Raw genomic sequence first — 19,719 nt, 5'->3', positions numbered from 1 at the left:
AGGACGGCGCCAGAGGTTCAGACCGACGGCGCCAATCGGTCCTTCGATGTCGCGTCCAGTTCAACTGCTGTTCGGTCAGGAGCGGGAGCGTAGGCCCGCAGTCGGTGGACAGATCTGGCCATTCAGGAGATGAAAGATGCCGCTCACCCGCAGAGACTTCGCGAAGAGTTCCGCGTACACCGGGGCCGGGGTCGCCCTCGTCGGCAGCGCCGGGGTGCTCGCCACCGCCCCCGGCGCGCTCGCCGCCGAGCCGACCGAGGCCGAGGCCACGGACGCGGCCCGGCACGGCGGCTCCCGGCTCGGCTACGGCCCGCTCGTCGCGGACCCGAAGGGCATCCTCGCTCTGCCCGCCGGATTCAGCTACCGGGTCATCACCCGCACCGGCCAGACCAAGCTGGAGTCGGGCGAGTCCACCCCCTCCAACCACGACGGCACCGCCACCTTCCGGGGCACCCGCGGCGCCACGCTGCTCGTCAACAACCACGAGCTGAAGGGCCCGCGGGCCGACTGGCCGCACCCCGTGCCGCTCATCGAGGGCCTGGTCTACGACCCGGCGGCCTCCGGCGGCTGCACCGTCGTCGAGGTCTCCAAGCACGGCGACCACGTCACCGAGTGGGTGGGCATCGCCGGCACCTCCACCAACTGCGCGGGCGGCAGCACCCCCTGGGGCACCTGGCTCACCTGCGAGGAGACCGAGGACAAGGCCGGGAAGAACGGCATGACCAAGGACCACGGCTACGTCTTCGAGGTCGACCCGCTGGACCGCCGGGCCAACCGCGACCCGAAGCCGATCAAGGCGCTGGGCCGCTACGCCCACGAGGCCGTCGTCGTCGACCCCAAGCGCGGCCACCTCTACCTGACCGAGGACGCCTCCGGCCCGAACGGCCTCTTCTACCGCTGGGTGCCGCCGCGCGGCTTCGAGCACGGCCGGGGCAGGCTGCGCACGCTCGCCGACGACGCGGGTGTGCTCCAGGCCCCCAAGTGCTTCGACGCCGGCGGCAACTTCGTCGACGACCTCTCGCGCGCCACCAGGACCGGCACGGTCTACGGCGTCGACTGGGTGGACGTGCCCGACCGCGACGCCAAGACGGTCTCCGTGCGCAAGCAGTTCACCGCCGGCCAGGTCACCCGCGCGCGCAAGCTGGAGGGCATGTGGTGGGGCGACGGGGGCGCGTACATCGTCTCCTCGTACGCCCGCGAGGAAAGCCCGGTGGCGCACGACGGCCAGGTCTGGTTCTACGACCCGAAGCGGCGCACCCTCACCCTCAAGGTGCTGCTGGGCGTCAACCCCGACCCGGCCGAGGACGGCGCCTTCGACGGCCCCGACAACATCACCGTCTCGCCCTACGGCGGCCTGGTCATCGCCGAGGACGGCGAGGGCGTCCAGCACCTCTTCGGCGCCACGGACGACGGCCGCACCTACCCGATCGCGCGCAACGAGCTGAACATCGGCACGAAGGAGGAGCCGGAGTACAGCGAGTTCACCGGCGTCTGCTTCTCGCCCGACGGCCACACCCTGTACGCCAACATCCAGACCCCGGGCATCATGCTCGCCATCACCGGCCCCTGGCGCCGCCAGCGCCCCCGCGGCTGACCCGCGGCCCGGTCCACTCCGGCCCCGCCCCGGCCCGCTGCGGCCCCGGTCCGGCCCCGCCCCGGCCCGCTCCCGTGTCCTGCGGGGGCGGGCCGCGTCACTTCCGGGGCCCTCGCTCGTTGTACGGGCTACGGGACGGCCCGGGCCGGAGCGCCGATCCTCCTCCCTCTTCGGCGCTCCGGCCCGGGCCCCCCGGTCTTCGGGTCGCCGGGTCTTCGGGTCGCCGGGGAAGTACGGAGCGTCAAAACGCGTAGCGGCTCACGGTCTCCGGGTGGATGACGAGACGGACCCAGTCCGCGGTCAGTATCTCGGAGAGGGCGTCGGCGCGGGCCGGGTCGCCGAGGTCCCAGTAGCGAGCGGCCAGACGGCCGCACAGGTCGTGTGCTCCGTCGGATTCCACCGTGGTGCGGCCGGCGACCGACAGCCAGCGCTCGGGTTCCCCCACCGGGGCGGCCACGACGATCGAGGCGCGGGGGTCGCGGCGCAGACGCCGCACCTTGAGCGAGTCGGGGGCGGTGAACAGCTGGATCGTGCCCTCGGCGGTGGCCTCGAACCACACCGGCCGGGGCTGTGGCGGCAGCGGCCCCGCGGCCACGGTCAGGAACCCGTGCAGGGGGCGTCGGAGGAACTCGAGGTCCTGGGCGGTCAGCGAACTGGCGTCGGTGCTCATCACAGCCCTTCCGTTTACGTCGAAGTTCTTTCAGACGCCGATTGAACACGGCCGACTTGGACGATCCCATGGGCAGGAAGCCGAATCGCCTGCGTATTCGTCTAACCTCGCTGAGGTGGACGTGTTCAGTGACCTGATCCGTGGGGTGCGAGCCCACGGTTCGTTGTTCGGCAGTTCGACCCTGTCCCCGCCCTGGGCACTCCACTTCGTGGACGGCGCGCCGCTGACCCTGTGCACCGTCCTCACCGGGGCGGGCTGGATCGTGCCGGAGCACCGTCCGCCCGAGCCGCTTCGCGCCCGCGAGACGCTCGTCGTGCGCGGCCCCGCGACGTTCACCTTCGTCGACGAGCCGGGCACCCTGGCCGAACCGATCGCGTGCGGCGAACACTGCGCGACGCCCGAGCAGGGTGGGATGCGGCACCGGCGCGGCTGGAACGACCCCGGCGGGGACGCCGGTGCCGGCGGCGATGCGACGACCCTGATCGTCGGCGCCTATCCCGTGCACGGCGAGATCAGCCGCCGACTGCTGGACGCGCTGCCCGTCGTGCTGCGCGTGGGCGGCGGGGGAACGGCTGACGCCGTGCTGGACCATCTCGCCGCCGAGGTCACCGTCGACACCCCGGGCCAGCAGGCAGTACTCGACCGCCTGCTGGACTGGATGCTGGTCTGCACGCTGCGCGAGTGGTTCGACCGGCCCGGCGGCGAGCCCCCGGCCTGGTGGGCCGCCCAGCGGGACCCGGTGGCCGGCGCCGCGCTGCGCCTGCTGCACGCCGAACCCGCGGCTCCATGGACGGTCGCCGCGCTGGCCGAGCGCATCGGAGTGTCGCGTTCGACGCTGGCCAAGCGGTTCGCCGACCTGGTCGGCGAACCGCCGCTGACCTACCTCACCCGCTGGCGCATGACGCTCGCGGCAGACCTCCTGATCGAACAGGAGGCCGCGACCCTCGCGGATGTCGCCCGCACGGTGGGTTACGCCGACCCGTTCGGTTTCAGCGCGGCGTTCAAACGGGTCCGAGGCGTCAGCCCCAGCGCATTCCGGCGCACCGCGACCACTGCCTCCCCGGCGGCCGACGGCATGCTCAGAGCGCCCGGCCGGCGGGCTTGACCATGCCACGGACCGTACGGGAGTCCACGTACTCGCCCATCGCGGTCATCTCCCACTCGCCCGAGAACTGCTTGATGAACTTCGCCATCATGACCCCCGTGCGCGGCTCGGAGTGGGTCAGGTCGAAGCGGACCAGCTCCTCGCCCGTCCCCGCGTCCAGCAGGCGGCAGTAGGCCTTGGCGACATCGGTGAACTTCTGGCCGGAGAAGGAGTTGACCGTGAAGACCAGGCCGGTGACCTCCGGCGGCAGCCCGCCGAGGTGGACCGTGATGGTCTCGTCGTCGCCGCCGCCCTCGCCGGTGAGATTGTCGCCGGAGTGCTGGATCGCGCCATTGAGGATCGCGAGCTTGCCGAAGAAGCAGGCGTCGATTTTCTTGCGGTCCGCGCCGAAGGCGATCACGGACGCGTCCAGGTCGATGTCCTTGCTGCGGAAGGCGGGCTCCCAGCCCAGGCCCATCTTCACCGAGGTCAGCAGCGGCCGGCCGCCCTTGACCAGCGACACGGTCTGGTTCTTCTGCAGATTGACGCGGCCCTTGTCGAGATTGATCTTCCCGGCGCCCGGCGCCGGAGCGGCGGCGGGAGGAGCGGCCGGGGAAGCGGGCGGCGGGGCGGTGGGCATGGGCGGGGGCTGGAAACCGGCGGGCGGGCCGGAGGGCGGCGGAGCCTGGACGGGCGCGGCGGCGGGGGCCGCGGGCGCGGCGGGCTCCTCCACCGTCACGCCGAAGTCCGTGGCGATGCCCGCCAGCCCGTTGGCATAGCCCTGCCCGACCGCGCGGACCTTCCACGCGCCATTGCGCCGGTACACCTCGACGACCACCAGCGCGGTCTCGGAGCCCAGCCGCGGCGGGGTGAAGGTGGCGATCACGGCGCCGTCGTCGGCGCCGCGCACGGTGGCGGTCGGCTCGGTGCCCGAGAACGTCGCCCCGGGCGCGTCCAGGCTCGCGGTCACTACGATCTTCTCGATGTCGCCCGGCACGGCGGCCGTATCGACGGTGATGGTGTCACCCGCCCCGCCGGACCCGGCCCGGTGGGTGACGCCGGGGCCGGCGGGCTGGTTGTAGAAGACGAAGTCGTCGTCGGAGCGCACCTTGCCGTTGGCGGTGAGCAGCAGGCCCGACACGTCCAGCCGCACCGGGGCGGTGACGTCCACCGCCACGCGCGCGACGGGCAGGGGGAGGTTCGAGCCGGGAGTCATAGCGGTCATGCCCGGGTAACGAACCTCCCCGCTTTACGGTTCCTTGACCTGCTCCTCGATCTGCTCCTCGATCTGTTCCCTGACCTGCTCCCCGGCCTGCCGCCCGACCCCGCGGGGGACGGCGCGCCGCACCCGGCATCATGGCCCGCATGACCACCGCGCCCGACCCGCTGCACACCCTGGCCCGCACCCACCTGCCCGCGGACCTCGCCGACCGCTGGACCGCGCTGCTGCGCCCGGCCGCGCACCTCCGGAAGGCCGGGCCCGCCGACCCGGTCGTCGGCCTGCTCGGCGGACTGCCCCGGCTGCCGGAGGGGGTGGACTGGCCGGTGTGGGAGGGGCACGGGCCGCTGGCGTTCGTGGCGGCGGTCGACTGCGCCGCGCTGCCCGGGGAGGCGCTGGACATACCGCTGCCCGCGGACGGCGTCCTCGCCTTCTTCTACTACGGCGACGAGGACGACGACGCCCTGGTCGACACCGCCGACCCGGACACCTGGCCCGGCGCCCGCGTCCTCCACCTCCCGCCCGGGTCCGCCGCCGCGCCCGAGCGGCCCGCGCCGGCGGGGATCACCCCCTGCCCGGCGGTGGACCTCACGGTCCGCACCGCCCCGAGCGCCCCCGACTTCGACTCGCTCGCGCTGACCGCCGCGTTCGGCGAGGGCGAGCTTCCGGACGCGTTCCAGAGGGCGGTGTGGCGGCACCAGAGCGGTGCCGCGCACCAGATCGGCGGCCACGCCCAGTCCGTCCAGACCGCCGTGGAGATCGTGGTGGCGCATGGCGCGCTGGGCGGCCGCGAGGTGTCGTGGGAGGACCCGAGGATCGAGAAGGAGGCGGAGGGCTGGGTGCTGCTCGCTCAGTTCGACTCCGACGAGGACGCGGACATGATGTGGGGCGACGCCGGGGCGCTGTACTGGCTGATCCGCCCCGACGACCTGGCCGCCGGCCGCTTCGAGCGGGCGATGTTCACCTGGCAGTGCTGCTGAGGCCCACGGGGCTCGGGCGGTCCCGGCGACCTCTGCCGGGAGAGACTGGCTCCGTCGTCGATCGCCCGCGTCGAGACCGCGTTGAGGGAGACTCATGGACCTGCCGCCGGTGCCCGCCCGTGTCACCGCAATGATCACCTCCGGAAAGCTGCCGCGGGAGTTCACCGCGTTCTTCACCCCCGCCGGAGAGCTGAACGACGCCACGTACTGGTCCGATCTCGCGTCGGCCGTGGAGGCGCACCTGGTGACCGGGGCCGTGGACGCTGTGGACGAGACCGCTCGGGGTGCCTTGGCGCTCGCCGGGGCGTACGCCTGCCTGGACTCCCTGGAGGACGGCACGGACCCGGACCAGATGGACGAGGACAGCGACCGGGCCATGGAGCTGCTGCGGGAAGCCGAGGCCCACGGCGTCGACGAGGACGAGACCGCCGAGCTGTGGGAGTACGCCGAACACATCCGGAGCCTCGCGGCCGAGCTCAGCGATGAGCTGGCGAAGTCGGAAGCCTATGTGGCCGAGCACGGGGCGACGCCGCGGGGCCGGCTGGACGCGAAGCTGGGGCAGGCGTACGAGCTCTACTCTGCCGGCGACCGGGCCGCGGCACTCGCGCTGTTCCGTGAGGTGGCCGAAATCAGCCCGTGGGACCGTGAGTTCAGCGGCTGTCTGGATCGCATCGACATCGGCTGGTGCCGTCTGCTCCACGACGCGGCCCGGGTCGAGGGCCCGGATGCGGCGCGGGCGATATGGCGGGAAGCAAGGGCGCATTACCGGGCGGCGAAGTTTCCCATCACCATGCACGCCTGGCCGTTGGTCGAGATGCTGTTGGGGCAGGGGGTGCCGGACATCATCGAGGTGATCATTCACGAGTGGCTGGAGGCCGCGAAGGAGAACGGAAGGTGGGAGGTGCCGGTGACCGAGGACGAGCAGCGGGTCTTCGAGCTGGCCCTGGCCGAGATCGAGGCAACTGCCCCCAAGGGCTGACGCGCCCCCCGCCCAGCGGAAACCGGTCACCGACCAAACCTTCGGCGAGTGCCGAAGTATTGAGGCATGATGGAGGCGTGACCGACGCCCCGCCCCCCGCCGCCCGCCTCGCCGCCTTCGCCGCCGCCTTCGCCGACGAGACCCGGGCCGCCATCTGCATGGCCCTGCTGGAGGGACGCGCCTGGAGCGCGGGTGAGCTGGCCCGGATCACCGGCGTGGCCCCCTCCACGGCGAGCGGGCATCTGGCCCGCCTGCTGGACACCGGGATCTGCGTGGCCGAGCGGCGGGGCCGCCACAGTTACGTACGGATCGCCGACGCCGAAACGGCGCGCCTCGTCGACTCGCTCGCCGCGCACGCGATCCCCGGCCGGGACGCGGCCCACGCGGCGCCGGTCGTCGCCGCCCCCGACCCGCTGGCCGGCGCGCGGACCTGCTACGACCACCTCGCCGGCCGGCTCGGCATGGCGGTCACCGACGCCATGGCCGAGCGCGGGCTGCTACGCACGGACGGGGTGTTCGAGCTGACCGAGGCGGGGCTGGAGTGGTGCGCCCGGGTGGGCGTCGACCTGGCCGACGGGGGCCGCCGGCCGACCGTGAACTCGCGCCTGGACTGGACCGAGCGGCGCGGTCGGCCGCTCGTCAGCTCGTGCCTGGACTGGACCGAGCGCCGCCGCCACCTGGGCGGGGTGGCCGGTGCGCGGCTGTGCGCCCTGGCGCTGCGCCGGGAGTGGGTGGAGCGGCGGGACGAGGGCGGGCGGGCCCTGCGGGTGACGGACGCGGGGGAGCGGGCGTTCGGCGAGCTTCTGGGGATAGGGCCGGACGCCTGGCGCTGAGCCGGCCGGCATGCGCCGGCCGTCGCGGCACGTGTCGCCACAGCCTGCACGGCACCCGTCGCGGGACCCGCCGCCACACCCCTCACGGCACCCGCGCCACACCCCTCACGTCACCCGTCGCGGCAGCCGTCACGAAAACCGTCACAGCAGCCGTCGCGACAGCCGAACATTTCGGTGGACACCAAAATGTCAGCCGCCTAGGCTCCCCCACATGAGTTCCCGTCTCCGCTCACCCGGCGTCCTCACGGCCGGCGCCGCCACCTTCTCCGTGTTCGCCTGGGCGTCCGCGTTCGTCTCCGTCCGCAGCGCGGGCGCCGTCTACTCTCCCGGCGCGCTCGCGCTCGGCCGATTGCTGGCCGCCTCGCTCGTGCTGTTCCTCCTCGTGGCGATACGCCGCGAGGGCCTGCCTCCCCGGGGCGCCTGGCGCGGCATTCTGGTGTCCGGGGTGGTCTGGTTCGGCGGCTACATGGTCGCGCTGAACTGGGGCGAACGCCTGGTCGACGCCGGGACGGCGGCCCTCCTGGTCAACGTCGGACCCATCCTGATGGCGCTGCTCGCGGCGCGGCTCCTCGGAGAGGCGCTGCCGCCCAGGCTGCTCGCCGGGATGGCGGTGTCCTTCGGCGGGGCGGTGGTGGTCGGCCTGTCGACCTCCTCCGGGCAGGGCGGCGGCACCTCGCTGCTCGGCGTGGTGCTGTGCCTCCTCGCGGCGGTGGCGTACGCGACCGGCGTGGTCGCCCAGAAGCCCGCGCTCGCGTACGGGACACCGCTCCAGGTCACGGCGTACAGCTGCCTGATCGGCACGGTGGCGTGCCTGCCCTTCGCCGGGCAACTGGCCACCGAACTCCCGAAGGCCCCGACCTCCGCGACGCTCAACATGCTGTACCTCGGCGTGGTGCCGACCGCCCTGGCCTTCACCACCTGGACCTACGCTCTGGCCCGCACCCCCGCCGGCAAGATGGGCGCGACCACCTACGCCGTCCCCGCCATCGTGGTCCTGCTGAGCTGGCTCTTCCTCGACGAGGTGCCCGCCTGGCTGACCCTCCTCGGCGGCGCGCTCTGTCTGGCCGGCGTGGCCGTCTCCCGCTCCCGCCCGTCCCGCGCGCCTGCCTCGCAGGCCGCAGCGTCCGAGCCCGCGCCGGAGTCCGCCGACGCGCCCTGACCCCCGCGTGGTCAGCTTTGCCGTGGGTGCACCCGGCAGTTGGTGTGGAGGTATTGGGCAGGGCCGTTCGCGAAGTCGTAGATCGCGACCGTCTGGGTGTCCTCCACCGGACCCGCCGGCGGCATCAGGAAATGGGTCTCGCTCACCGGGAGCAGCTCATACCTGATGCGGTCCGGCTTCCGGAGGAACTCCGCCTGCATAGGATCGAGGACCAGGGTCAGGTACAGCCTTCCGCCTTCCGCCGACACCTCGTACCGTGCGCCGGGGCGCCCGTAGACGCCCTGGTACCTGGTCGGGTCGAGGTTCAGCGCCGGGCCCGGTGCGGGCAGGTCCGGGATGGTGACCGTGCCGAGGCCGGTCAGGATCTCGTTGAACACCTCACGGTAGAAGCTGTCCCTCGGCCCGCCGTTGGTCAGCATCGTGAGGGCGGTGTTCGAGTCGGGCAGGAGCCGTAGCCGAGCGTTCTGGCCGATCGTGCTGCCGTCGGTCGCGTAGACGGTCTCGCCGTGCCAGTCGCACACGATGAGGCCGAGTGCCCATGCCGGCCCGAACACGTGGGGATCCGGTACGGGCACCCGCGACCGCAGCGTTTCCCGAACACTCTCGGCCGAGACAATGCGCTTTCCGCTGGGCGCCGTGCCGTCGTTGAGGAGGAGGTGTGCCATGGCGAGCACCTCCCGGGTGGTCGAGGTGATGTTTCCGCCGGGGCCGAACGCACGGGGCAGGTGGCGCACCGGTGTGAGGATGGGGCCCTCGTCCAGGGAACGGAGCAGGTGCCCGGTCGCGGCGCGGGCCTCGTCCACCTGCTCGTGCCAACTGTTCGTGCTGGTCAGGCCCATGGGTTCGAAGAGGCGGCGGCGCATGACGTCGTCCCAGCGCGCGCCGTCGCGCACCTCCAGGATCCGCGCGAGAATCGCGTACCCCAGCGCCGCGCTGTAACCGTGCGTGCGGCCCAGCGGAAAGACCTGGGGCGCGTCGGCGATGTTCTCGACCATGCGCGCGTAGACGTCGTCGCCTTCGCCGGGGTCGCCGTAGGCGTCCTCGATGCCGCTGGTGTGGTTCAGCAGGTGGCGAGGGGTGACTTTGGCGCTTGCCTCGGGATCGGCCACCACGAAGCCGGGCAGATAGGTGCGCACCGGCTCGTCGAGGTCGACTTTCCCCTCGTCGACGAGTTGCATGAAGGCCAGTGCGGTCCATGTCTTGGTCATGGAGCCGCATTGGTAGACGGTGTCCGTCGTCGCGGGTTCCCGCGTTTCCACGTCCTTGACGCCGACCGCGAGTTCGGTCAGCTCTCCGTCGTGGAGCACGCCGATCGCGGCGCTCGGGATCGCGTATTCCGCCAGGAGTTCGGCGACCCGGGCCCGGATCCTGGGTACGTCGAGCGTCATCGCGGGAGGCCGACCGCGTTCGCGGCGTCCGCTTCGCGGTACTCCGTCGTGGCGTAGGGGCCGGCGTATGCCTCGAAGAAGTCCCGGACACCGTCGAGGGAGTCGTGGGTGATGACGTTCACCGCCGTGGCCCCGTCCTTGCTCGCGATCGCCAGCTTCCATGTGGCGCCTTTGGGGAGGTTGGCGTGTGCCTTCTTCAGCCCGTTCCAGAACTTGCCGTCGTCCGAGACCGTCGACACGGCCATCACGTACATCATGGGGTCCTCCTCACTTTCCGAGCGAGGAAAAGCTACGTTGCGTTTCCGGCTGTGTCAACAAAATTGAGGGCCTAAGTCCCCTGTAGAGCAGCATCGTTGCAACAGCCATGCGAACGAATGCAACTACCTCAATCAAGTCGTTGCAATGTACTGTTGCTGAACGCAAGGAGAGGAGGCGCATCGGTGCCAGGAGGCAGGCTGACCCACGAGGACCGCCGGAGCATCGCGGCGTGGCTGGCCGAAGGGCTCGGATACGCCGAGATCGGCCGACGGCTCGGCCGGCCGACATCCACGATCAGTCGCGAGGTCGCACGCAACAGCGCCTCCGGCGACTATGCCGCCGACCACGCGCAGCGGGTCTCCGACCACCGTGCCCGCAGGCACAAGCCCGCCCGGTCCGCCGGACCGGCGATCGACGAGCAGCCGGCCGAGAGGGTGCGCGCATTCGTGGACCAGTTCGCCACACTGCTGGCCGCGACCGGCCTGCCCCGGATGACCTCCCGGGTGTTCGTCTGCCTGCTCACCGCTGACGCCGACGGCCTGACGGCGGCCGACCTGGTGCGCCGGCTACAGGTCAGCCCCGCGTCGGTGTCCAAGTCCATCGGCGCCCTCGAAACCATGGAACTGGTGGTGCGCCGACCGGATCCCGGCGGGCGCCGCGAGCGGTACATCGTCGACAACGACGCCTGGCTCCGGGCGTGGCAGGCCGACACCGGCGCGCACTCCGAGATCGCCACCGCCGCACGGCGTGGCATGGAGATATTCGGCGCCGACACCACCGCCGGCACCCGGCTCGACGCGATGGGCCGGTTCTTCGCCTGGCTCAGCGAGCAGATGAGCGGCAGCACCCTCACCGCGACCGCCGTGTACGACGCGCTCACCGTGCTGGCCGCCCTCGTGCATGCCGATCGACCACTCACCCTCGCTACGCTGGCCACCGCGCTCGGCTGGCCCGAAGACCGCGCCACCGCCGCCCTGGACGCCATCCGGCGGCAACCGGCCATCGCCGATCCCCTCGCCCTGAGGACCGTCGGCCCCCGGACGTACACCCTCGTCACGCGACCGGACCGCCTCAGCCCGGCGCAACGCGAAGCCCTCCACCGGGGTCTGTGATCCCGTGGCGCCGCTTGACCTTGACACAGTGGCAAGGGCTTCACTGCAGTCAAGGAAGCGGTCCCGAGGACCATGCCGAAAGGGGACAGGAACACGATGCGCGCTCTCCAGGGGCTGGAGAACAGCAGCCCGTCGGTGCGGCTCCAGGCGGCGCTGGCGGTCGGCACGAACCCGGATCCGCAGTTCATCGACAAGCTCATCGACCGATGCGCGATCGAGCCCGAGTTCTACGTGCGCGAAATGCTTACGTGGGCCCTCACCCGCCACGCGTCATCGCTGACCGTCCCCAAGCTCATCGACGAACTCCGCTCGGAGCGGGCGCAGGCACGAAGCCAGGCGTTGCACACCCTGTCCAAGATCGCGGACCGGCAGGCGTGGCCGGCCATCACACGGGCGCTCCTGACCGACCCCGACGACGAGGTGGCGCGGACCGCCTGGCGAACAGCGGTCGTCCTCGTGCTCGAGGGCGGAGAGGCCGAGTTGGCCGGGGTGCTGGCGACACAGCTCGGGCGCGGCGAGCGTGAGACGCAGTTGAGCCTCAGCCGGGCGCTGATCGCGCTCGGTGAGGCGATCATGCCGACCCTGCGCGCCGCGATGACGGATCCCGACCCTCGCGTGCGTCAGCATGCGATCGCCACGGAGCGGCTGTTGCGCGACCCGGACGCCGGATTCGAGTTCGCCATCGAGGAGGCGAAGCGCGTCGTGGCCCTCGGCGCGAGCGGCCAAGGGGGTGCTGGGCAGGGTGCGGATCGGTGAGGTGGCACAGCGGTCCGGGGTCAGCGCCCGCATGCTCAGACATTACGAGTCGCTCGGCCTGCTGCGGCCGACGGACCGTACCGAGGTCGGCTATCGGGAGTATTCCAGCGACGACATCCGGCGGATCTTCCACATCGAGAGCCTGCGGTCCTTGGGGCTTTCGCTGCGTGAAGTCGGGCGCGCGCTGGACGACCCCCATTTCACGCCCTCGCAGCTCGTGGACGACCTCATCCGCCAGACGCGAGAACGCCTCGCGCGTGAGACCGAACTGCTCACCCGCCTCGGCCGGATCGATGCCGCCGAACCCGCCGACTGGGAGGGCGTCCTCCGGATCGTCGCACTCCTCCAGGCCTTGCGTTCGGAGAGCGCCGGGATGCGCCAGCGCGCGGCCCTGGCCTCGGCCGGAGAGGTTCCGATGCCGGTGGAGGCCCTGGTCGAGGCAGCGCTGAACGAGACCGACCCGCATGTCGCCGGAGCCCTTCGATGGGCGCTGGCGCAAGCGGGCGAGGGCGGATTGGCGCTGCTGGCGGAGGGCCTCGACTCACCGGTGGCCGAGGTGCGGAAACGTGCCGTCCAGTCCATCGCCGAGATTCCGAACGACGAGGCGACGGCGCTTTTGAGGGCCGCACTCACGCACCCCGACATCGCGGTCCGCAGGTACGCCGCCCTTACGCTCGGACCGCGCGGAGCGGCCGACGCGGTCCCGACGCTCCTCGACATGATCGTCGAGGAGGCCAACGACGCCGACGCGGCCGACGCGCTGAGCGCGCTGGCGAGCGATCCCGCGCTGGCGGATCGCATCGCCGCCAGGCTCGTCGACCGCCTCGCCTCCGGCACGGTCGGAGCACCCGCACGCCAACGGCTGACCCAGGCGCTCGGGGACATCCCGGGCGCGGTGGCGTCAGGTGCGCTCGCGGATCTGGCCCATGACGAGGACCGCGTCGTCGCGCTGACCGCGACGTCCATTCTCAAGCGGCGCGACGCGGATTTGCGGTGAGTATGGGACAACGACACGCCATGGCGTCGGCGTGTCGTTGTCTCATACTCACCGCAAACCGGGCTGTCAGCGGGAGTCCGACGGTTTCGCGCCGACCGAGATCTCGGCCCACACGGTCTTCCCGGGCGCGCCGCCGGGGCGGGGCCCGACGGCCCAGCGCTCGGCGAGCAGCGATACGAGGTAGAGGCCCCGGCCGGTTTCGGCGTCCGGCCCGGCCGTGGTGAGGGTGGGCAGCTTCTCGGCCCGGGTGTCCGACACCTCGATGCGGATCACGGCGCCGGGGGCGGCGGGTGGCGCGATCAGCCGTACGTGGAAGTCCCGCCCGGGCACGCGGCCGTGGCGTACGGCGTTGGCGGCCAGCTCGCTCGCGATGAGCGTCGTGGTCTCGTTGGGGCCGGAATCGTACGGGTAGCCCCACGCGGCCAGCCGGTGCGACACGAGCCGCCGAGCGAGGCGCGCGCCGCGTGGGGTGGAGGTGAAGCGCATGGCGAACTCACGGGGCGATGGAGGGAACTCTTCCGGGCGTGTCGCTCGTGAGGGGGCATTTTCGGTCGTCATGGGCGTCAGCCTGGCGGGGGTGTGCCTAGCCTTTCCAGGAAGCGCGCGTGTACGGACAGTGCCTGTACGAACACGCGAAGTGCGACGGGAGGGGCGTGACATGGCAGGTACGGAGCGGTCCGCGTTCCTGAGGGGGTTCGGCAAGCAGCTCAAGCTGTTCCGGGAACGGGCCGGGCTCACCCGGGCGGAATTGGGCGCGCTGGTCGGATACAGCGTGGACCAGGTGGCGTCGGTCGAGTGCGGGCGGCGTATCCCCAAGCCGGAACTGGTCGACAAGGCGGACGAGGTGCTGGACGCCGGTGGCGTCCTGGCGGCGATGAAGGAGGAGCTGGCGCAGGCGCGGTATCCGGCGTTCTTCCGCGACGCGGCGCGGTTGGAGGCCGAAGCGGTTGAAGTTCAGGCGTACGACACCCATGTGATCAAGGGGCTGCTGCAGACGGAGGACTACGCGCGAGCCGTCTTCGGGATGGACCGTCCTCCGCTGAACGAAGAGGTTGTCGAACAACGGGTCGCCGCAAGGATGGAACGGCAGACGATTTTCGATGCGCGGCCTGCGCCCCTTTTGGGCTTTGTCATCGAGGAATCCGTCTTGCGACGTCCGCTTGGCGGGGTGCAGGTACTGCGCGGGCAGTTGGAGCACTTGCTCCTCGTCGGTGAGAAGCGCAATGTGGAGATCCAGGTGATGCCTCTGAGCAGGGAGGACAATGCCGGGGTCGATGGGCCGTTCACTCTGATGACTCCCAAAGGCGGCGAACAACTCGCGTACCTCGAAGGTCAGGGTCGGAGTGCCCTGGTCACCGACCGGGAAGAGGTCCGTGCCATCGCCGCGCGTTATGGGATCATCCGGGCCCAGGCTCTCACACCACGGGAGTCGTCCATCTTTATCGAGAAGTTGTTGGGGGAGCTATGAGCAACGACATACGCGAACTGGCGTGGTTCAAGAGCAGCCACAGCGGTGCACAGGGCGGCGATTGCGTCGAGGTCGCCGCCCGCCCCGACACCGTCCACGTCCGGGACAGCAAGAACACCACCGGCCCGATCCTCACCGTCGCCCCCGACGCATGGGCCGAGTTCATCGCGTTCGCCGCGCGCCGCTGAAACCGGCCACCAGAAGGCGCTGACCGCCGGAACGACAAATGGCGGGGAGAACACTCTCCCCGCCACTTTCAACCTATAGCGCACAGGGGGCCTTGCCGCAAGGCCCCCGTCGTGGCGCAGAATCCTCGGCCGGAGCCAGAACCTATGTGGCATGGGGGGATTCTCGTGATTGACGTGATCATCGCCGGTGGCGGGCCGACCGGCTTGATGTTGGCCTGTGAGTTGCGGCTGCACGGCGTGCGCGTGCTGGTGCTGGAGAAGGAGGCGGAGCCGGTCACGTATGTCCGGTCGCTCGGGCTGCACGTGCGCAGCATCGAGGTGATGGACCAGCGGGGGCTGCTGGAGCGGTTCCTCGCGCACGGCAAGCAGCACCCGCTCAGGGGTTTCTTCGCCGGTATCACCAAGCCGTCGCCCAGCCGACTGGACACCACGCATCCGTACGTCCTCGGGATCCGGCAGCCCGTGACCGAGCGGCTGCTGGCCGAGCGCGCCACCGAGCTGGGGGCCGAGATCCGGCGGGGGTGCGAGGTGGTGGGGCTGAGCCAGGACGAGGACGGGGTGACGGTCGAACTGGCCGATGGCGCGCCGCTGCGCTCGCGCTACCTCGTCGGGTGCGACGGTGGCCGCAGCGCGGTGCGGAGGCTGCTCGGCGTCGGCTTTCCCGGCGAGCCCTCCAGGGCCGACACGCTGGTGGGGGAGATGCAGGTGGCGGTGGCGCAGGAGACGGTGGCCGCCGTGGTGGCCGAAGTCCGCAAGACCCATCTGAGGTTCGGGGTCGGGCCGTTCGGGGACGATGTGTACCGCGTCGTGGTGCCCGCCGAGAAGGTGGCCGAGGACCGCTCGGTCCCGCCGACGCTTGAGGAGTTCAAGCGACAGTTGCGGGCGTACGCGGGCACCGATTTCGGTGTGCACTCACCGCGCTGGCTGTCCCGTTTCGGCGATGGCACCCGGCTGGCCGAGCGCTACCGGACCGGCCGGGTGCTGCTGGCCGGGGACGCGGCGCACATCCATCCGCCGATGGGCGGGCAGGGCCTCAATGTCGGCATCCAGGACGCGTTCAACCTCGGCTGGAAGCTGGCCGCCGAGGTGGGCGGCTGGGCGCCGGAGGGGCTGCTGGACAGCTACCACGACGAACGGCACCCGGTGGCCGCCGAGGTGCTGGACAACACCCGCGCGCAGGCGGAGCTGATGTCCACGGAGCCTGGGGCGCAGGCGGTACGGCGGCTGCTGGCCGAGCTGATGGACTTCGAGGAGGTGAACCGCCACCTGATCGAGAAGATCATCGCGATCGGGGTCCGTTACGACTTCGGTGAAGGGCATGAGCTGCTCGGCCGCCGGATGCGGGACGTGGCGCTGAAGGGCGGCGGTCGCCTCTACGAGCTGATGCACGGCGGCCGGGGACTGCTGCTCGACCAGACCGGCCGGCTGTCGGTGGAGGGTTGGGCGGACCGGATCGACCACGTCGTCGACCACGTCGTCGATGTCGGCGAGGAACTGGACGTGCCCGCCGTGCTGCTGCGGCCGGACGGCCACGTGGCGTGGGTAGGCGACGACCAGGGGGATCTGCTCGGCCACCTGCCCACGTGGTTCGGCGCCGCCGCCGGCTGAGCCACCGGCTCACCGTGGAGGCGCCCCGGGGCGCTATGTGTCCGTGGGTTCCTGCGGCTTCGACGTTTCGGACGGCAGGGTCCACACGGCGGCCCAGCAGCAGGCCCGCACCACGAAGGCCCCGGCCACCGCCCACCACAGGCTGTCCACGCGGACGTCGGACAGCCAGGCGATCAGGTACCACACCAGCGTGTCCTGGATCAGGCCGACGATCGCCAGGATGGGCAGCAGGATGCCCTGGTGCGGGTCCTTGGGCGTGGCCCAGATCGCGGTGCTGATGCCCGCGAAGAGGACGAACGCGAACAGGTAGCCGAACAGCGAGGAGGTGCCGGTCTCATCGAGGGTGATCCCGGGCAGCGTGGCGGCCAGCGCGACTCCGGGAATCAGCCCCACCTGCTGTCTTCGTATGTCTTTCATGATCGGGACTATGACAGACGGCGCTCCCCCTGGGAATCGGCCAGCGCGGCCGACATCCAGTCGGCGGTCCCGGGCAGCCAGTCCGCGAGGGCGTTGCCGAGGAGGTGTTCGCCGTGCGGGACGAACAGGTAGTCGCCGTGCGGGGCCAGGCGGGCCAGCGGCTCGCCGTTGGTGACTCCCGGGATGACGTCCCGGCCGCCGTCGACCACCAGGAGCGGGCAGGCGATACGGGGTGCCAGGGCGGTCAGGTCGACGCGGGCGGTGAAGCCGCGGGCCGCTTCGGTCCCTCCGGCGCGCCGGGCGAGGAGATCCTGGAGCGGGGGCGGGAAGGCCTGCCAGTCGAGGCGGAAGGGGCCGCTCACGGTGGCGACGGCGGCCACGCGGGGCTCGTGGGCGGCGCTTTCCACGACGTAATAGCCGCCCAGGCTGAGGCCGATGAGCCCGACCCGGTCGATCCCGAGGGCGTCCACGACCTGGCCGATCACCTCGTGGTAGTCGGGCCGGACCGTGGTGGTGGCCGTGAGGACGCCCTGTCCGGGGCCGTCCATGGTGAACACCGCCAGGCCCCGGCGCAGCAGCGCCGAGGTGACCAGGTGGAACTCCTCCTTGCCGGAGTCCAGGCCGGGCACGACGACGACGGTGGCCGGCGCGTCGACAGGGCCGCGAAGCCAGCCGGCGAAGGCGGGCCCCTCGAGCCGGCGGGCGCCGGGGTCCAGGAGTTCCAGGGCACGGCCCATGGCGGCGTCGGCCTCGGCGGCGGCCGAGGCCTGGTCCGGGTGCGGGGCCAGGGTGGCGAGGTGGAACCAGCGCGCCGCCGTCTCGTAGTGCTCGCCCGCCGAGACCGGGGAGGCGGCCCGTTCCGCGCGGGCGAGGTGTTGCCGGGCGGCCCGCGTGAACGCCGGTCCCCAGTCGTCCACCGAGGTCAACCCGTCGGTGACCCGCTGGTATTCGTGGAGGTCGAGACCGGCGCCGGCGGCGCGGGTCAGGTTCTCCGCAGAGAAGTCGGCGATGGTCATGACCGCACCCCCGTGGTGAGGACGGCCTTGCCCCGGATCCGGCGCTCCCGCAGGTCGACCAGGGTCTCGGCGGCCTTCGCCCAGTCCTCCGTACGGTCGATCTCGGGATGGAGCCGTCCGTCGCGCACCAGCCGCACGAGGGTGGCCAGGTCGCGGCCGTACGGCGCGCCGGCGTAGTGGAAGTGGCGGATCGTGGCGCCTTCCGGGCCGCTGAAGAAGTCGAAGAAGTCGAGCGTCGCCGGGGTGCGGCTGGCCTGGCCGAACCAGATCAGCGTGCCGCCGGGGGTCAGGTGGGACAGCGCGGCGGGCAGCCCGGCGCCGCCGGTGGACTCCAGCACCACGTCGAACGGGCCTTCCGCCTTCGCCACGTCGTGCACGGCCGCCGCCGCGCCCAGGGCGAGCAGCCGCTCGGCGCGCGGCTCGGTCGCGGTCACCACGGTGACCTCCGCGCCCGCGCCGGCGGCCAGCTCGGTGAGGTAGTGGCCGACACCGCCGGAGGCGCCGGTCAGCAGAACGCGCCTGCCGGCGACGCCGCCGGCGGTGCGCAGCAGCCGGAGGGCGGTGATGCCGGCCAGGGGCAGGGCCGCGGCGACGACGGAGCTGACGGCGTCGGGCAGTTCGGCGAGCGAGTGGGTGGGCACGGCCGCGTACTCGGCCCAGCCGCCCTTGGGCGGGTGTCCCACGACGCGGGTGCCGGCCTGGGGGCCGGAGCCGTCGGCGGCCGCCTGCACCACCAGGCCGGCGATGTCCTTGCCGGGTATCAGGCCGGGCTTCGGCCGCTCCAGGAGGAACGTCTCGCCTCGGTTCGGGGCGAACGCCTCGACGCGGATCAGCGCCTCGTCGGGGGCCGGAACGGGCGTGGTGTCCTCGGTGAACTCGACCGGGCGCGCCGGATCTCCCGTGGGGATGAGTCTCTTCATGCGGCTCAGGTAACCGGCGGGGGCGCGGGACGATCCAACAACCGACCGGCCGAGCCGACAACCGATGGTTGTCTCCTATGGTGAGGGGCATGGATCTCGATCTGGCACAGGTCCGCGCCTTTGTGCTCGCCGCCGAGGAGTCGCACTTCGGGCGGGCGGCCGAGGCGCTGTCCATCTCGCAGCAGGCGCTGTCCAAGCGGATCGCGCGCCTGGAGGCCGGGCTGGGCACCGCGCTGTTCCGGCGCACCGGCCACGGGGTCGAGCCGACCGGTGCCGGGGACCGCTTCCTGGAGCCGGCCCGGCGGGCGCTGGCCGCCGCCGACCGGGCGGTGGCCGCGGCCCTGGACGAGCGTCGGCCGCCGCGGGTCGATGTGTGGGGGCACCTCTACGCGCCGATGCGGACGCTGGCGCAGGTGGCGGCGGGCAGCGGGGCACCGCCGCTGGAGCTGGGACACGGGCGTGACCTGCCGTCGGTGGCGGCGGCGCTGCTGCGCGGCGACATCGATGCCGCGTTCGGCCGCGTCCATCCGCCCCTGCCCGCGGGGCTGACCCACCGGCTGGTGCGGCTGGAGCCGGTGGACGCCGTGCTGAGCGCGGACCATCCGCTCGCGGACGAGCCCGCGCTGAGGCCCGGGCAACTGCGGGACAGCGTGCTGTGGACCCCGGCGGCGCTGCACCGGCTGGACTTCCTGCACCGCTTCGCCGAGCGGTTCGGCATCCGGCACCATGCCGAGGGCACCAACCTGGGGCTGGACGGTTTCCTCGCCGACGTGGCCGCCGACCCGCGCCGCTTCTCGCTGATGCCGGCCGATGTGCCGCTGCCCGACGACCCCGGGATCCGGTCCGTGCCGCTGGTCGAGCCCACGCCGCTGTACGCCTGGTCGCTGCTGTGGTGCGGCGGGAACCCCCGGGTGGACGCCCTGCTGGGCGCCCTCGCGGCGGAGGCGGGGCGTAGCCGGTGGCTGGAGTACGACCCGGCCGAGGACTGGCTGCCCGAGCCCGCCGGCGAGCCTGCCTGACACCCCCTGCCCGACACCCCCTGGTGCCGGGCCCGGCACCGACCCTGCCTGACG

21 protein-coding genes are annotated in these 19,719 nt (G+C 72.1%); 13 read left to right on the top strand and 8 right to left on the bottom strand.

Annotation, left to right across the window (positions count from 1 at the left end):
- Positions 1–136: 136 nt before the first annotated feature.
- The gene (locus BBH68_RS01610; RefSeq protein WP_065958386.1) at positions 137–1,594 is read left to right on the top strand and encodes an alkaline phosphatase PhoX; all 1,458 of its coding nucleotides are present in this window, start codon (positions 137–139) and stop codon (positions 1,592–1,594) included.
- A gap of 241 nt (positions 1,595–1,835) precedes the next feature.
- Here the strand turns inward: BBH68_RS01610 and BBH68_RS01605 are convergent, their stop codons facing one another.
- Positions 1,836–2,264, bottom strand: coding sequence for a pyridoxamine 5'-phosphate oxidase family protein (locus tag BBH68_RS01605; protein ID WP_065958385.1), 429 nt, complete (start codon positions 2,262–2,264; stop codon positions 1,836–1,838).
- Between the two features lie 115 nt (positions 2,265–2,379).
- Here BBH68_RS01605 and BBH68_RS01600 point away from each other — a divergent pair, with 115 nt between their 5' ends.
- Entirely contained in the window at positions 2,380–3,369 is a 990-nt protein-coding gene (locus tag BBH68_RS01600; RefSeq protein ID WP_065958384.1) for a cupin domain-containing protein, read from the top strand.
- Here BBH68_RS01600 and BBH68_RS01595 read toward each other — a convergent pair.
- The gene (locus tag BBH68_RS01595; protein ID WP_065958383.1) at positions 3,344–4,564 is read right to left on the bottom strand and encodes a TerD family protein; all 1,221 of its coding nucleotides are present in this window, start codon (positions 4,562–4,564) and stop codon (positions 3,344–3,346) included. The two genes, BBH68_RS01600 and BBH68_RS01595, sit on opposite strands and share 26 nt — an antisense overlap.
- 149 nt (positions 4,565–4,713) lie before the next feature.
- On the opposite strand from BBH68_RS01595, the gene BBH68_RS01590 reads away from it, so the two are divergent.
- The 4 genes from BBH68_RS01590 to BBH68_RS01575 all read left to right on the top strand — a co-directional run bounded on the left by BBH68_RS01590 (position 4,714) and on the right by BBH68_RS01575 (position 8,518).
- A complete protein-coding gene (locus BBH68_RS01590) occupies positions 4,714–5,547 on the top strand; it encodes a YwqG family protein (protein ID WP_065958433.1) in 834 nt (277 codons plus the stop codon).
- 94 nt (positions 5,548–5,641) lie between these two features.
- On the top strand, positions 5,642–6,526 hold the full coding sequence (locus BBH68_RS01585; protein ID WP_065958382.1) for a hypothetical protein: 885 nt from the start codon (positions 5,642–5,644) through the stop codon (positions 6,524–6,526).
- A gap of 77 nt (positions 6,527–6,603) precedes the next feature.
- Entirely contained in the window at positions 6,604–7,359 is a 756-nt protein-coding gene (locus tag BBH68_RS01580) for an ArsR/SmtB family transcription factor (protein ID WP_065958381.1), read from the top strand.
- Between the two features lie 211 nt (positions 7,360–7,570).
- The gene (locus BBH68_RS01575; RefSeq protein ID WP_065958380.1) at positions 7,571–8,518 is read left to right on the top strand and encodes a DMT family transporter; all 948 of its coding nucleotides are present in this window, start codon (positions 7,571–7,573) and stop codon (positions 8,516–8,518) included.
- Between the two features lie 11 nt (positions 8,519–8,529).
- Here BBH68_RS01575 and BBH68_RS01570 read toward each other — a convergent pair whose 3' ends face one another.
- Both BBH68_RS01570 and BBH68_RS01565 read right to left on the bottom strand, forming a co-directional pair.
- A complete protein-coding gene (locus tag BBH68_RS01570; protein ID WP_065958379.1) occupies positions 8,530–9,906 on the bottom strand; it encodes a serine hydrolase domain-containing protein in 1,377 nt (458 codons plus the stop codon).
- Positions 9,903–10,163, bottom strand: coding sequence for a hypothetical protein (locus tag BBH68_RS01565; RefSeq protein WP_245737847.1), 261 nt, complete (start codon positions 10,161–10,163; stop codon positions 9,903–9,905). Before BBH68_RS01565 ends, BBH68_RS01570 begins: the two co-directional genes overlap by 4 nt.
- A 183-nt stretch (positions 10,164–10,346) precedes the next feature.
- On the opposite strand from BBH68_RS01565, the gene BBH68_RS01560 reads away from it, so the two are divergent.
- The 3 genes from BBH68_RS01560 (at position 10,347) to BBH68_RS01550 (ending at position 13,029) form a co-directional block, all read left to right on the top strand.
- The gene (locus tag BBH68_RS01560; protein ID WP_065958378.1) at positions 10,347–11,276 is read left to right on the top strand and encodes a GbsR/MarR family transcriptional regulator; all 930 of its coding nucleotides are present in this window, start codon (positions 10,347–10,349) and stop codon (positions 11,274–11,276) included.
- A 96-nt stretch (positions 11,277–11,372) separates the two neighbouring features.
- Complete coding sequence (locus BBH68_RS01555) at positions 11,373–12,032, top strand: HEAT repeat domain-containing protein (protein ID WP_245737846.1); 660 nt, start codon at positions 11,373–11,375, stop codon at positions 12,030–12,032.
- Positions 12,019–13,029 carry a MerR family transcriptional regulator gene (locus tag BBH68_RS01550; RefSeq protein WP_065958431.1) on the top strand — a complete coding sequence of 337 codons (1,011 nt, stop codon included), beginning with the start codon at positions 12,019–12,021 and terminating at the stop codon, positions 13,027–13,029. The genes BBH68_RS01555 and BBH68_RS01550 overlap by 14 nt, the downstream gene beginning before the upstream one ends.
- A 66-nt stretch (positions 13,030–13,095) precedes the next feature.
- On the opposite strand, the gene BBH68_RS01545 is transcribed toward BBH68_RS01550, so the two are convergent.
- Complete coding sequence (locus tag BBH68_RS01545; protein WP_065958376.1) at positions 13,096–13,515, bottom strand: ATP-binding protein; 420 nt, start codon at positions 13,513–13,515, stop codon at positions 13,096–13,098.
- A 172-nt stretch (positions 13,516–13,687) separates the two neighbouring features.
- On the opposite strand from BBH68_RS01545, the gene BBH68_RS01540 reads away from it, so the two are divergent.
- From BBH68_RS01540 to rox, 3 genes are all read left to right on the top strand, one after another.
- A complete protein-coding gene (locus BBH68_RS01540; protein ID WP_065958375.1) occupies positions 13,688–14,497 on the top strand; it encodes a helix-turn-helix domain-containing protein in 810 nt (269 codons plus the stop codon).
- Positions 14,494–14,685: a DUF397 domain-containing protein gene (locus tag BBH68_RS01535; protein WP_065958374.1), complete on the top strand. Its 192-nt coding sequence runs from the start codon at positions 14,494–14,496 to the stop codon at positions 14,683–14,685. The genes BBH68_RS01540 and BBH68_RS01535 overlap by 4 nt, the downstream gene beginning before the upstream one ends.
- Before the next feature lie 165 nt (positions 14,686–14,850).
- Entirely contained in the window at positions 14,851–16,293 is a 1,443-nt protein-coding gene (gene rox / locus BBH68_RS01530) for a rifampin monooxygenase (protein WP_065958373.1), read from the top strand.
- 33 nt (positions 16,294–16,326) lie between these two features.
- On the opposite strand, the gene BBH68_RS01525 is transcribed toward rox, so the two are convergent.
- Genes BBH68_RS01525 through BBH68_RS01515 form a run of 3 tightly spaced genes read right to left on the bottom strand, consistent with a single transcriptional unit; the run spans position 16,327 to position 18,646 of the window.
- Complete coding sequence (locus tag BBH68_RS01525; protein ID WP_065958372.1) at positions 16,327–16,710, bottom strand: hypothetical protein; 384 nt, start codon at positions 16,708–16,710, stop codon at positions 16,327–16,329.
- An 8-nt stretch (positions 16,711–16,718) separates the two neighbouring features.
- A complete protein-coding gene (locus tag BBH68_RS01520) occupies positions 16,719–17,726 on the bottom strand; it encodes an alpha/beta hydrolase family protein (RefSeq protein ID WP_065958371.1) in 1,008 nt (335 codons plus the stop codon).
- Complete coding sequence (locus BBH68_RS01515; protein ID WP_065958370.1) at positions 17,723–18,646, bottom strand: zinc-binding dehydrogenase; 924 nt, start codon at positions 18,644–18,646, stop codon at positions 17,723–17,725. The genes BBH68_RS01520 and BBH68_RS01515 overlap by 4 nt, the downstream gene beginning before the upstream one ends.
- A gap of 89 nt (positions 18,647–18,735) precedes the next feature.
- On the opposite strand from BBH68_RS01515, the gene BBH68_RS01510 reads away from it, so the two are divergent.
- Entirely contained in the window at positions 18,736–19,665 is a 930-nt protein-coding gene (locus tag BBH68_RS01510; RefSeq protein ID WP_065958369.1) for a LysR family transcriptional regulator, read from the top strand.
- Positions 19,666–19,719 lie beyond the last annotated feature (54 nt).

The sequence above is a fragment of the Streptomyces sparsogenes genome, assembly GCF_001704635.1.
GTDB lineage: Bacteria > Actinomycetota > Actinomycetes > Streptomycetales > Streptomycetaceae > Streptomyces > Streptomyces sparsogenes.
The sequence above is the reverse complement of the archived record's forward strand: the minus strand, read 5'-3'. Positions and strand labels throughout refer to the sequence as shown.